General features: G+C 72.8%; 13 protein-coding genes. 8 read left to right on the top strand and 5 right to left on the bottom strand.

Translation table 11 applies throughout. The features are described from left to right. Positions 1 to 149: 149 nt before the first annotated feature. Complete coding sequence (locus ACMCNN_RS14290; RefSeq protein ID WP_412746683.1) at positions 150 to 875, top strand: YcnI family protein; 726 nt, start codon at positions 150 to 152, stop codon at positions 873 to 875. A 54-nt stretch (positions 876 to 929) separates the two neighbouring features. Here the strand turns inward: ACMCNN_RS14290 and ACMCNN_RS14285 are convergent, their stop codons facing one another. Beyond that, a complete protein-coding gene (locus tag ACMCNN_RS14285) occupies positions 930 to 1,919 on the bottom strand; it encodes an aldo/keto reductase (RefSeq protein WP_412746682.1) in 990 nt (329 codons plus the stop codon). Positions 1,920 to 2,047: 128 nt separating this feature from the next. Between ACMCNN_RS14285 and ACMCNN_RS14280 the strand changes: the two genes are divergently transcribed. Next, a complete protein-coding gene (locus ACMCNN_RS14280) occupies positions 2,048 to 2,935 on the top strand; it encodes a helix-turn-helix transcriptional regulator (RefSeq protein WP_412746681.1) in 888 nt (295 codons plus the stop codon). A gap of 30 nt (positions 2,936 to 2,965) precedes the next feature. Here ACMCNN_RS14280 and ACMCNN_RS14275 read toward each other — a convergent pair whose 3' ends face one another. From ACMCNN_RS14275 to ACMCNN_RS14265, 3 genes are all read right to left on the bottom strand, one after another. Beyond that, entirely contained in the window at positions 2,966 to 4,180 is a 1,215-nt protein-coding gene (locus tag ACMCNN_RS14275; RefSeq protein WP_412746680.1) for a serine hydrolase domain-containing protein, read from the bottom strand. A 134-nt stretch (positions 4,181 to 4,314) separates the two neighbouring features. Further along, entirely contained in the window at positions 4,315 to 6,141 is a 1,827-nt protein-coding gene (locus ACMCNN_RS14270) for a hypothetical protein (protein WP_412746679.1), read from the bottom strand. A gap of 190 nt (positions 6,142 to 6,331) precedes the next feature. After that, positions 6,332 to 7,174 (bottom strand): maleylpyruvate isomerase N-terminal domain-containing protein, encoded by an 843-nt coding sequence (locus ACMCNN_RS14265; RefSeq protein WP_412746678.1) that lies wholly within the window; start codon positions 7,172 to 7,174, stop codon positions 6,332 to 6,334. A gap of 237 nt (positions 7,175 to 7,411) precedes the next feature. Between ACMCNN_RS14265 and ACMCNN_RS14260 the strand changes: the two genes are divergently transcribed. Further along, positions 7,412 to 7,996: a DUF664 domain-containing protein gene (locus ACMCNN_RS14260; RefSeq protein WP_412746677.1), complete on the top strand. Its 585-nt coding sequence runs from the start codon at positions 7,412 to 7,414 to the stop codon at positions 7,994 to 7,996. Between the two features lie 10 nt (positions 7,997 to 8,006). Here ACMCNN_RS14260 and ACMCNN_RS14255 read toward each other — a convergent pair whose 3' ends face one another. Then, positions 8,007 to 8,594, bottom strand: a complete 588-nt coding sequence (locus ACMCNN_RS14255; RefSeq protein WP_412746676.1) for a GNAT family N-acetyltransferase — start codon at positions 8,592 to 8,594, stop codon at positions 8,007 to 8,009. Positions 8,595 to 8,835: 241 nt separating this feature from the next. Between ACMCNN_RS14255 and ACMCNN_RS14250 the strand changes: the two genes are divergently transcribed. From ACMCNN_RS14250 to ACMCNN_RS14230, 5 genes are all read left to right on the top strand, one after another. Further along, a complete protein-coding gene (locus tag ACMCNN_RS14250) occupies positions 8,836 to 8,955 on the top strand; it encodes an SEC-C metal-binding domain-containing protein (RefSeq protein WP_412746675.1) in 120 nt (39 codons plus the stop codon). Between the two features lie 128 nt (positions 8,956 to 9,083). After that, positions 9,084 to 9,443: a DUF6204 family protein gene (locus tag ACMCNN_RS14245; protein WP_412746674.1), complete on the top strand. Its 360-nt coding sequence runs from the start codon at positions 9,084 to 9,086 to the stop codon at positions 9,441 to 9,443. 58 nt (positions 9,444 to 9,501) lie between these two features. Continuing rightward, entirely contained in the window at positions 9,502 to 10,206 is a 705-nt protein-coding gene (locus tag ACMCNN_RS14240; protein WP_412746673.1) for a Clp protease N-terminal domain-containing protein, read from the top strand. A 126-nt stretch (positions 10,207 to 10,332) separates the two neighbouring features. Further along, positions 10,333 to 11,310, top strand: a complete 978-nt coding sequence (locus ACMCNN_RS14235; protein WP_412746672.1) for an ABC transporter ATP-binding protein — start codon at positions 10,333 to 10,335, stop codon at positions 11,308 to 11,310. Next, positions 11,307 to 12,086, top strand: coding sequence for an ABC transporter permease (locus ACMCNN_RS14230; RefSeq protein ID WP_412746671.1), 780 nt, complete (start codon positions 11,307 to 11,309; stop codon positions 12,084 to 12,086). The genes ACMCNN_RS14235 and ACMCNN_RS14230 overlap by 4 nt, the downstream gene beginning before the upstream one ends. Positions 12,087 to 12,106 lie beyond the last annotated feature (20 nt).

The following is a 12,106-nucleotide window of genomic DNA, read 5'->3' as shown; positions in this document are numbered from 1 at the left end:
ACGGGCGCGGGTGAGCCGCCCCGGTCGATGTCGGTAGTCGTCCGGCCACCACCGCCCGGTTCCCGGAAAACCGGAGCAAACCCGCGGGAACTTTCCGCCGGCCGGCGGCGACTACCCCCCCGGTCGTCCCCTCACTGAAAGGCACCCTGATGCTGCGTACCGTCCTGGCCCGCGCGACCGTTGTCGCGGGCGTCGCCGCTGTCACCACCCTCGCCCTGGCGGGGCCGGCGTCCGCCCACGTCACGGTCAACCCGAACAACGCCACCCAGGGCGGATACACCAAGGTCGCGTTCCGGGTGCCCAACGAGAAGGACACCGCGAACACCACCGCCGTCGAGGTCAACCTGCCCGCGGACACCCCGATCGCGTCGGTGTCGCTCAAGCCGCTGCCCGGCTGGACGGCCACCACGGTGAAGTCGAAGCTGGCCACCCCGATCAAGAAGCACGACACCGTGATCACCGAGGCCGTCTCGAAGATTACCTGGACGGCGGCGGACGCGAACAGCCAGATCAAGCCCGGCCAGTTCCAGGAGTTCGAGGTCTCCCTCGGCCCGCTGCCCGAGGTCGATCAGATCGTGTTCAAGGCCCTGCAGACGTACTCCGACGGCGACATCGTGCGCTGGATCGACGTCCCGGCCGCCGGCCAGGAGGCCGAGCACCCCGCGCCCATCCTCAAGCTCGCCGCCGGGAACGGCGACCCGCACGCCGCCGCTGCTGCCGCACCCGCCGCCACCGGTGGCCACGACGAGGAGGAGGACGGCGCCAACTGGCTCGGGCTCGCCGGTCTCGGGCTCGGTCTGGCCGGGCTGGTCGCCGGTCTGCTGGCGTACCGCCGGGCCGGGCAGCGGTCCTCGGCCGCCGCGGCAAGCGCCTGACGTCGCCGGCCCGGTCGGCACGGGGGCCGGACCCGTGCCGGCCGGGCCGTAGCGTCAGCGGTCGATCAGCTGCTGAAGGTGCGCGGGATAGCGGTCGCCGTGCACGTCGATCGCCGCTGCGCCGCGGTCGATCTCGGCGAGGTCGTCGGCGGTCAGTGCCAGCCCGGCGGCGCCGACGTTCTCGCTGAGGCGCGCCGGGCTGCGGGTGCCGGGGATCGGGACGATCCACGGCTGCTGGGCGAGCAGCCAGGCGAGCGCCACCTGGCCGGGGGTGGCGCCGCGCCGGGCCGCGATCGTGGCCAGCAGATCGACCAGGGCCTGGTTGGCCCGGCGCGCCTGCGGGCTGAACCGGGGAATGCTGCTGCGGATGTCGCCGCCGGTGAACGTCGTCCGCGCGTCGATCGCGCCGGTGAGGAACCCCCGGCCGAGCGGGCTGAACGGCACGAACCCGATGCCGAGCTGCGCCAGGGCCGGCAGGATCTCCGCCTCGGGCTCGCGCCACCACAGGGAGTACTCGCTCTGCAGGGCGGTGACCGGGTGTACGGCGTGGGCCCGGCGGATGGTGTCCACCCCCGCCTCCGACAGCCCGAACCAGCGGACCTTGCCGGCATGGACGAGTTCCTTGACGGTGCCCGCCACGTCCTCGATCGGGACCGCCGGGTCAACGCGGTGCTGGTAGAACAGGTCGATCACGTCGACGCCCAGGCGCTGCAGCGCGGCGTCGGCGACCTCGCGGATGTGCTCGGGACGGCTGTCCAGGCCGTTCTGGCGGCCGTCGGCGCCGAACGTGAACCCGAACTTCGTGGCGATCGTGACCTGGTCGCGGTACGGGGCGAGGGCCTCGCCGACGACCCGCTCGTTGACGAACGGGCCGTACGCCTCCGCGGTGTCGAAGAGCGTGACGCCGTGCTCCACGGCGGCGCGGATGACGGCCACGCCCTCGGCGGTGCTGGCCGCCGGGCCGAGGCCGGAACTGATGCCCATGCAGCCGAGCCCCAGGGCGGAGACCTGCGGGCCGCCGGTGCCGAGTGTGCGCTTGTCCATTGTCGTGCTCCTGTCCGGGTTGCCGATGGCTCCAGCCAACCCGAGCCGGGCTTGGTGTGGCAGTGCTTGCGGAGACCGGTACCGGCAGTACCTGTCAGGCGTACGGCGGCGCCCGTAGCGTGGTGGTCATGGACAACCGGGCCGAGATCCGTGACTTCCTCACCACCCGGCGGGCGCGGCTCGGCCCCGAGCAGGCGGGCCTGCCGGTGTACGGCGGTAACCGGCGGGTGGCCGGGCTGCGCCGGGAGGAGGTCGCGTTGCTGGCCGGGGTCAGCGTCGACTACTACACGCGGCTGGAACGCGGCCACCTGGGCGGGGTGTCCGACGCGGTCCTGGAGGCCGTCGCGGGCGCGTTGCGGCTCGACGAGGCGGAACGGGCCCACCTGTTCGACCTCGCCCGGACCGCGAACACCAGCACCGCCTCGGCCCGGGCCCGGCGGCGCCCGGCGCAGCGGCACGTACGGCCCGGCGTGCAGCGCGTCCTGGACGCCATGAGCACCGCACCGGCGTACGTGCGCAACGGGCGCCTCGACGTGCTGGCCGCGAACCCGCTGGGCCGTGCGGTCTTCGCGCCGCTGTTCGACACCGCGGCGGCCAGCCCGAACCTCGCCCGGTTCATGTTCCTCGTCCCGGCCGCCCGGGACTTCTTCGTCGAGTGGGAACGGCTGGCCGGTGACACTGTCGCGCTGCTGCGCGCCGAGGCCGGCCGGGACCCCTACGACCGGGCGCTGTGCGAGCTGATCGGGGAGTTGTCCACGCGCAGCGAGCCGTTCCGCACGCTGTGGGCGGCGCACCAGGTGCGCCAGCACCGTAGCGGCGTCAAGCACTTCCACCACCCGGTCGTCGGTGACCTGGTCCTGGCGTACGAGTCGATGGAGATCACCGCCGATGCGGGTCTGCGCCTGAACGCGTACACGGCCGAGCCCGGCAGCCCGTCGGTGGAGGCCCTGAATCTGCTGGCCAGCTGGACCGCCGCGCCGCCCGAGGGGCGTCCCGCGCACAGCGACCGGGCCTGAGCAGGGGCAGGCCCGGTCGCTGCGGTGCGGTCAGCGGCGCGGCGCGGGCCGGGCGAGGTCGACGGTGCGCAGGGTGACACCCGCCTCCGCGGCGAGGGTGGCCGGTTGCGGGCCACACAGGGCGGTGGTCACGAACCGGGCGATGGCCACGTCGATCGGGTTCTGCTCGGTCGGCGACTTCTGGTAGAAGGCCATGCTGTGGGCGTACGTGAGCTGGCGGCGCCCGTCCGGGCTGTGCAGGGTGAGGGTCTGGTGGCCGATGGTGCCGCCGTCGTGTCCCCAGAACAGGCCGCAGGGCAGCCGCATCGAGAAGATGCCCAGCCCGTACCCGCCGGCCTCGGGGTGCGCCGGGTCGAACGGCACGGTGGTGCGCATCTGGGCCAGCAGCCCGGAACTCAGCACCCTGCCGGTCAGCAGGGCGCGGAAGAACGTGTTGACGTCGTGGGCGGTGGACACGATCTCACCGGCACCCCACGCCCAGCTCATGTTGTAGCGGGTGAAGTCGTGCAGCTTTCCGTACACCGGCACGTAGGCGTGCAGGTGCGGCCCGCGGATGAGCGGGTCCGCGCCCTCGAAGTAGGTGTCGCGCAGTGCCAGCGGGCGCAGGATCCGCCGGGTGATCTCGGCGCGGTAGCTGTGCCCGGTGACCCGTTCGACGATCAGCCCGGCCAGCACGTAGTTGGTGTTGGAGTACGAGAACGCGTCGCCCGGCGCGCCGGTGGGCGGCGCCGCCAGCCCGATGCGGGCCAGCTGCTCCGGGGTGTACGTGGTCCGGCCGAGCCTGACGAGGTCCCGCACGGTGCTGGCCAGCGCGGTGTCGTAGTCGCCGATGCCGCTGGTGTGGTTGAGCAGCATCCGTACGGTCACCTTCCGGCCGACCGCGGTCGGGACCAGTTTCGGCAGGTAGCCGCCGATCGGTGTGTCCAGGCCGATCCGGTGTTCGCCGGCCAGCTGCAGCACGGTCGTGGCGAGGAACGTCTTGCTGATGCTGCCGATGCGGTGCCGCAGGCCGTCGCGGACCGGTTCGCCGGTGGCGATGTCGATCACCCCGGCGGTCGGGGTCCAGGTGCGCCGGCCGTCGCGGACCTCGGCGAAGGCGCCGGGCATGCCCGCCGCGTGTACCGCGTCGAGCTGTTGTTGCAGCAATTGGCCGAACGGGTCGGTGCCGGGCCCCGCCGCGGTGGCGGCGGCCGGGGCGGTCAGGGCGGTGGCGGCGATCAGGACGACGAACGCACGTCGCAGCACGGGGCCTCCTTCGATGGTGACGGCACCGTCCATTCTGGTGGATTCGCGCGACATGCACTGGTGATTCCGATGTGTCCCACGGACGGGTTCCACCCGTGGGGGCGGCCCGCATCCGGGCCGCCCCCACGGTCCGGTCAGGAGGCCGTGGTGAACACCGCGACCGCGTTGCCGCCGACGGTCAGGTCATGGCCGTCGTCGAAGCCGGCCCGCAGCGTGTCGGCGGGCACCGGGAAACCGGTGGCCGGGTCGGTCGGCGCCCGGTCCGGGCTGTAGACGTACTTGTCCAGGGTGATCGTGCCGGTCTGCGCAGTGATCTTCACGGTGGCCGGGGAGGAGCCGCGGTTGACCAGCACGAACGTCCAGCCGCCACCGGCCGAGGCCGGCAGCTTCGCCTTCAGCACCCGCACCCCGTCCGGCTGCGCCGGCGCGTAGATCTTCGAGCCGGGCGGCAGGTACCGGCACAGCAGGCTCCACGTGTAGAACCAGGGCCGCAGGGTCGTCTTGTCCGGGGTCTGGTAGTGGTCCCACATGCCGCACTGGACGGGCTTGTCGTACCCGTCGAGGCACCACGCCATCGCACCGTCCACCCCGGCGCGCGCCTCCTGCACCGCCAGGTCGGCCATGCGGACGCCGTGGGCGTACTCGGAGGTGAAGGAGTAGTCCTTGTCGTCGCCGTCGCCGGGCGCCTTCATGCCGGTCTCGCCGAGGATCACCGGGCCGTCGTCGGCGGCCTTGAGCTGCCGCACCGCCTCGGACACCACCGCCTCGGGGTATTCGGGCGGCGAGCCGAGATCCACCTCGTGCACATAGAAGTGGGCCTCGTGCTGCGCGACCTGCCGGTCCAGCGTGGACTGCAACCACCAGTCGTTGGTGGCGGCGCCGCCCGGATAGGTCCAGCCCGCCGTGTGCGACACGGTCTTCGTGAGGTCGTTCATCGGGTCGGTGACCGACGCGACCGGGGTGGTCAGGGTGATCGTGGAGACCGCCCGTTCGATGCCGTCGCGCTTCGGCATGGTCAGCCGCAGGTAGTTGGTGCCGGCGGGCACCGCACCGGCGGACACGTCGACGCGGTACCACGGCGTCGTCGCGTACGTGACGACCGGCGCGGTCTCGCTGACGGCGAGCTTGGTCCAGCTGGAGCCGTTCTTCGAGGTCTGGAACGTCCAGTCGGTGCCCGTGTCGTCGGGGGTGCGGTAGAGGCGGGCCGAGAAGCCGGTCAGCCCGTCGGCGCGCCAGACGAGGTTCTGGTCGGTCCCGGCGTTGCGTGCGGCCACCGACATCAGGCCGAGGTCGCCCTCCTGCGCGGCGATCCCGGCCTCGGCGGTGTCCGGGCCACCGAGCAGCCCCGCGTCCAGGTGCGCGGTGCCGAACGCCGCGCGCAGGTTGGCGGTGGCGGTGACCCAGTCGCCGTACTTGAGGCCCGTGCCGCTGTTCGGCTCGTTGATGCCGTTGTACGCGATGATGTTGGTGTAGCCCTGGTCCCGGAACTTGGCCATGAGGTCGGCCTGGAGCCGGGCGGCGTCGGTCGAGGTGTAGAACGCGCGGTCGTTCATGCCCCACATGCCGGTCACGACCTTGACGCCCTGCATCCGGTAGTGCGCCAGCACCCGGAACACGTTCTTCATCTGCGGGGTGTCCCAGGCGTACGTGCCGACCACGCCGGACGGGTTGAACCACGGACGGTTGAGCATGATCCGGACCAGGCCGGGCCGGATGTAGTCGACCCGCTGCGTCATCTGCTGGAACGCGGCATCGGTCCACTCGTCGTTGCCGGGGGTGTCGTCGCCGGCGCCGCGGAACAACGGGTCCTGGTTGTACCCGAGCCCCAGCCAGTTGCTGTCGACGGCGTGTTCACCTGCGGCGGCCGGGGCGGGCGCGGATGGCGCCAGCAACGATCCGGCCAGGGCCGCGACAGCCAGGGGTACGGCGTGCGCGCGCCAGCGAGCGCTTCTGCTCTGCATGCGAGTTCTCTCCTGCGGTCGAAAGGGGACGGACGGGAGCCGCCCGCGAGGCAGCAGACCCCGTCCGGGTGAACACCCTACGTGGAGGATTGTTCGCGTTCGGTAAGGGTCGGCCCGTGCGCGGAACTCAGCGGCGGCCGGGGCCGGGGCGCTCGTCGCCGGGCCCGCAGGTGGGGCAGCCGCCGTGCCGCTACGGCAGCCGGAACAGCGTGTGGAACCGCAGGCCCAGCCACGGTCGGCGGCCGAAGGCGAGCGCGCCGCCGGTCGCGATCGACCGCCACAGCCCGCGCCGGTGGAAACCCACCAGCAGGGCGTCGCATCCGGACAGGGACAACACGCAGTCGACCTCGCGGCCGTCGGCCGGCAGCGCCCACGCCTGCCCGGCGTCCAACCGGACCACGAACCGGGGTGCACGCCGGACCCGCACTTCGAAGCTGCCGGTGAAACCGCGAGCACCGACCGGGTCGACCAGCAGCGGCAGCATCTCGCTCATCACGGTCGGCGCGGCCGCCGCGGCGGACCGCTCGTCCAGCCACGGCCGCGTCCGTAACGCGCCCGCGAGGTCGTACCCGTGCACCACGCTCTCGCTGACGCTGAGCGCGGCGAGGGTGCCGACGGTACGGGTGACGCCGGTCCCGTACCACGGGGTGGGCCGGGCGGCGTGAAGATCCGGGCCGGTGTCCAGCGCGGCGAGCAGTTCGTCGGCGCATTCGCGCAGCCCGTCGGCGGCTTCGCGGGGCCCGGGGAACGACACCACGGCCAGCGCCCGGGCGTTCGTGGAGGCCACCACGTCCGGCAGGGTGTGCCCGGTGCCGAGGTTGGCGACGATGTCGGGGCCGTAGTCGTCGCCGCGCACGGCCAGCGCGAACGCGCGGTAGACCACGCACAGGTGCGCGACCAGCTGGCCGGCGGTCCAGTCCAGGCCGGGCGCCCGGGCGTTCAGGTGCGGGCTGGAACGGACCCGGTCGACCAGGCGGCGGCTCTCGCGGTCGAGGGCGGCGCGGAGGGCGTCCCGATCGGGCTCGACGATCACGCTGGGCAGTCTGCACGACGGAGGCGGGCGCGCGCATCAATGCGTACCGGATTGAAATCTCACCCAGCCCCCGCACCTCGATTACCGGATTGCCATTACCGGTAATCCGATAATCGCTTTGGCTTCGGAAATCGGACAAATTCCCGCTACACCATAATGACAGTTATGGTGTAGCGCGCGATCCACGGTGCGAAGTGTCCGGGCAGGAGTGTCGGTGGGGCGATCTAAGGTCGTGCCATGGGCAACAACGACACGCCGTGGGAGCCGCCCATCGCGGGCAGCGAGACGGAACATCTCGTCGGTGCGCTCCACCGCCTGCGCACGACGTTCCGGTGGAAGGCCGACGGCCTCGACGCGGCCGGCCTGCGGGCCCGCCTCGGCGCCTCGCATCTGACACTGGGTGGCCTGCTCAAGCACCTCGCGCTCGTCGAGGACCACACGTTCGGCACCAAGCTCAGCGGCACACCGCTGGGCGCGCCGTGGGACACCGTCGACTGGGACGCCGACGCGGACTGGGAGTTCACGTCGGCCGCCGACGACGCTCCGGAGCGGCTGTACACATTGTGGGACGACGCCGTCGAACGGTCCCGCGCGCGGCTGGACGAGGCCCTGACCGGCGGGGGACCGGACCAGCCTGCCCACGTCGCCTGGCCCGACGGCCGCCACGCCAGCCTGCGCCGGCTGCTCTGCGACCTGATCGAGGAGTACGGCCGGCACACCGGCCACGCCGATCTGCTCCGCGAGGCCGTCGACGGACTGGTCGGCGAGGACCCTCCGCCCGGATGGCGGCCCCGGTCGGGACGGTTCCGGTTGGACGGCTGAGCCGCCCGGATCAGCCGTCGCCGCGGATCCGGGCGTGCATGTGCATGTCGTGGCGGCCGTCGGAGTGGACGGCGTCGCTGCGTTTGGTGCCCTCCAGCCGGAATCCGGCCTTGACGGCGACACGGCAGGACGCCTGGTTGCGGGTCGAGTGATCGAGGTACAGGCGGTGGAAGCCGGCGTCGCCGAGCGCCCAGGCGCTCACGGCCGCCAGCGCGCGGGGAGCCACGCCGGCGCCCCGCGCGGCCGGGAGTACCCAGTACCCACACCCGGCGACGCCGTCGTCGAGATTCAGGCTGCCGATCGCCACCCGCCCGAGCACCTCGTCGCCGTCGCGGGTCACCGCCCAGCTCGCGCCCGTCTCCTGCGCCCAGTTCCGGCGGTACTGCGCGAACCACTGCCGTACCTGGTCCTCGGATGCGGGCTGGCGGGTGTGCCAGTGCCGGATCGCGGGGTCCTGGTACGCCGCGTGGAAGGCCGGCGCGTCGGACGTCTCCCACGGGCGCAGGACCAGGTCGCCCGGCGCCGACAGAACCGGTTGCGGCGCTGCGGCCAGGGTTCCGGCGGGGATGGCGGGCGGAGTGGACAGTGGCGATCGCACCGCCCCATCCTTGCTCGCCGGCGGCGACGGGGATCGATCAGGCGGCCGGAAAGCCGGTCGCGTCGCGGCGGGGACCTCCGGTACCGTCCCGTCGCCCACCCGAGTCGAGGAGGCCACCATGCACCGCATGTGCGACGCCGAGGCGTCCTTTTGAACCGACCAGCAAGCGCCGCCGGGGGTTCCCTCTAGCGAGACGCAGGTCAAGCGCGGTCACCGGGTTGTCGGTGCCGACACCGAACTGATGGAGAAGCTGGGCGGGGCCGATCCGTGCCCGTGCGGTTCCACGCGCCGGTTCCGCCGCTGCTGCCGGGCGAGCGGCCGGTACGACGACACCAACGGCCACTACTACGTCAGGGACTGACCGATCGACGGCGTCGCCCCACGGCGGCGCCGTCGGCCCGTCCTCATGGTCGGCGCCATGGGGTGGCAGCGGGGGGCGCCGGCGGAAATGCGCTGCGGGCGCCGGTGCCACAGCCCTATGGTCGTCCGGTGAACAGCCGATCCCTGCGTGTCACCGTCCGTGGCGCTTTCGCCGATCTCACCGCCGACCAGCGCGCCGAACTGCTGGCCGAGGCCGCCGCGCATGACGTGCTGCATGCCGTGTACACCCGTGACGGGCATCTGAGCTACGACGTGGCGGCCCGGCCGTTCTTCACGTTCCGGTTCGCCGATGAGGTGGACGGTGAGGACGAGATCCCGGCCGCGCAGACGAGAGCGGTGGCGGCCGCCGAAGCGTGGCTGGCCGCTCGTGGGTACGGCTACCGGGACCTCACCGCGCAGACCGTGGACCTGTCGCAGCAGCCGATCGGCAAGCGGCAGCGGCGGGAGGCGGCCCGCCGCACCCCCTGACCACCCGCCCACCAACGGGACCGTCAACCCGTGGTTGACGGTCCCGTTTCGTCAACCTATGGTTGACGGCATGACCCAGTTGACACCGCCCGTACGGCTCGACGACCTGATCAACGCGATCACCAAGAACCGTCCCGACGCGCTCGACCGGCTCGCCGACGCCGTCCTGCTGGCCGACGCCATCGGGGAACTCGCCGACCACCTCATCGGCCACTTCGTGGACCAGGCACGCCGCTCCGGCGCGTCGTGGACCGAGATCGGCCGCAGCATGGGGGTCAGCAAGCAGGCCGCGCAGAAGCGATTCGTGCCGCGCGGCGACCCGGACCCGTCACAGGGCTTCCACCGTTTCTCCGGACCCGCCCGCAACGCGGTCGTGGCGGCCACCAACGCCGCCCGCGCCGCCGGGCACGCCGAGATCACCCCCGACCATCTGCTGCTCGGGCTGCTCGACGAGCCGGACTCGCTCGGCGCCCGGGCGCTGACCGCGCAGGGGGTCACCGCCGAAGCGGCCCGCGCCGCGGCCACGGCCGCCCTGCCGCCCGCCGGCGGCGACGGGCCCGAGCTGGTGCCGTTCGACGCGGCGTCGCGCAAGGTCCTGGAACTGACGTTCCGGGAGGCGCTGCGGCTCGGCCACGACGGCGTCGGCACCGGGCACATCCTGCTGGCCCTGCTGGAGAACGAGCCCGATGGGGGAACCCTCGGCCGGCTCGGCGTCACCAAGGCCGCCGTCGAGGCCACGGTCAGCGCCGGCCCCCGGGAGTAGGCGCGGCCCCAGCACATCCTGGTCGCGGTCCCGGCGGGCCGGGGCGGGAGATCCCTGACGAATGTCATGGTCACACAGTGACGCCCGGGCCAGGGCCGCCTCGCGGCGGCACGTCAGGATTGATCCATGACCCTCACCGCCGCACCCGCGGACACGCCCGCCGCGTCCGCCCAGCTCGCCGTCGAGCTCGACGGCGCCGTCAAACGCTTCGGCCCCGTCACCGCCGTCAACGGCATCGACCTGCGCATCCGCCCCGGCGAGGTGGTGGCGCTGCTCGGCCCCAACGGGGCCGGCAAGACCAGCACCGTCGACATGCTGCTCGGCCTGTCACGGCCCGACGCCGGCACGGTCCGCGTGTACGGGCGGGCGCCGCAGGACGCCGTGGCGCTCGGCCTGGTCTCGGCGGTGATGCAGACCGGCGGGCTGCTCAAGGACTACACCGTGGCCGAGACGGCACGGCTGGTCGCCGCCCTGTTCGGCCGCTCCCGCCAGGACGCCACCGGCGCCCTGGAACGCGCCGGCATCGCCGAGATCGGTGACCGGCTGGTCGGCAAGTGCTCCGGCGGGCAGCAGCAGCGGCTGCGCTTCGCGATGGCCCTGCTGCCCGACCCCGACCTGCTGATCCTCGACGAACCCACCACCGGGATGGACGTGGCCGGGCGCCACGACTTCTGGGACGCCATCCGCGAGGACGCCCGCGGTGGCCGTACCGTCATCTTCGCCACCCACTACCTGGAGGAGGCCGACGCGCACGCCGACCGGGTGGTGTTCGTGCGCCGCGGCCGCATCGTCGCCGACGGCACCGCCGCCGAGGTCAAGGCCCTGGCCGCGGGCCGCACCGTCCGCGCCACCTGGCCGGGCGCGGACTCCGACGCCCTGCTGGCGCTGCCCGGGGTGGACCGGGTGGAGGTACGCGGCGACACCGTGCGGGTGCACGGCCGCGACACCGACGCCGTCGCCCGGCACCTGCTCACCGCCACCCCCGCCCGGGACCTGGAGATCACCTCCCGGAACCTGGAGGACGCCTTCCTCGCCCTGACCGCCGACGACACCCTGGCCGCCGACGACACCCTGGCCGCCGACACCGACGGGAGCCCCCGATGAGCACCGCCACCGTGACCCGGCGCCTGCCCCGCATGGGCGGCTTCAGCCTGCCCGTACTCGGACTGGAACTGCGCCGCACGCTGCGCAACAAACGCACCATCATCTTCACGCTGGTCATGCCGGCCGTGTTCTTCCTGCTGTTCGGCACGAACGACAGCTACCGCACCAAACCCGCCGGCGCCGGCAACGTCGCCGGATACGTGCTGATCAGCATGGCCGTGTACGGGGCGATGCTGGCCACCACCAGCGGCGGGGCCATGGTCAGTGTGGAACGCGCCGCCGGCTGGAGCCGCCAGCTGCGCCTGACCCCGCTGCGGCCGCTGGCCTACGTCGCGATCAAACTGACCCTCGCCATGATCATCGGCGCGGTGTCGGTGGCCGTCGCGTTCACCGTGGGCGCGTTCACCGGCGCGCAGCTGCCCGCCGCCGCCTGGCTCGAATGCGGGCTGCTGGCCTGGCTGTGCGCACTGGTGTTCGCCGCGTTCGGGCTGTTCATGGGCTACCTGCTGCCCAGCGAGAACGTCATGCAGATCCTCGGGCCGGTGCTGGCCGTGCTGGCGTTCGCGGGCGGGCTGTTCGTGCCGGTCGACCAGCTCGGGCACACCTTCGCCGCGGTCGCGAAGTTCACCCCCGCGTACGGCGTCGGCGCAATCGCCCGCTACCCGCTGGTCCACGACGGCAACCTGGCCGTGGCCATCGCCAACGTGGCGGCCTGGACGGCGGTGTTCGCGGCCGGCGCGATGTGGCGGTTCCGCCACGACACCGCCCGCGTCTGACCGGCCGGTAGCGTGAGCAC

Origin of the sequence: Krasilnikovia sp. MM14-A1004 (genome assembly GCF_047159485.1) — a bacterium.
Taxonomy (GTDB): domain Bacteria; phylum Actinomycetota; class Actinomycetes; order Mycobacteriales; family Micromonosporaceae; genus Actinoplanes.
This window is presented reverse-complemented; position numbering and strand designations above follow the sequence as displayed.

Bases quoted from the DNA above. Each gene is read 5' to 3' on its own strand.
- ACMCNN_RS14290 (WP_412746683.1), top strand. From the start codon at position 150: ATGCTGCGTACCGTCCTGGCCCGCGCGACCGTTGTCGCGGGCGTCGCC.
- ACMCNN_RS14285 (WP_412746682.1), bottom strand. From the start codon at position 1,919: ATGGACAAGCGCACACTCGGCACCGGCGGCCCGCAGGTCTCCGCCCTG.
- ACMCNN_RS14280 (WP_412746681.1), top strand. From the start codon at position 2,048: ATGGACAACCGGGCCGAGATCCGTGACTTCCTCACCACCCGGCGGGCG.
- ACMCNN_RS14270 (WP_412746679.1), bottom strand. From the start codon at position 6,141: ATGCAGAGCAGAAGCGCTCGCTGGCGCGCGCACGCCGTACCCCTGGCT.
- ACMCNN_RS14260 (WP_412746677.1), top strand. From the start codon at position 7,412: ATGGGCAACAACGACACGCCGTGGGAGCCGCCCATCGCGGGCAGCGAG.
- ACMCNN_RS14250 (WP_412746675.1), top strand. From the start codon at position 8,836: ATGGAGAAGCTGGGCGGGGCCGATCCGTGCCCGTGCGGTTCCACGCGC.
- ACMCNN_RS14240 (WP_412746673.1), top strand. From the start codon at position 9,502: ATGGTTGACGGCATGACCCAGTTGACACCGCCCGTACGGCTCGACGAC.
- ACMCNN_RS14235 (WP_412746672.1), top strand. From the start codon at position 10,333: ATGACCCTCACCGCCGCACCCGCGGACACGCCCGCCGCGTCCGCCCAG.
- ACMCNN_RS14230 (WP_412746671.1), top strand. From the start codon at position 11,307: ATGAGCACCGCCACCGTGACCCGGCGCCTGCCCCGCATGGGCGGCTTC.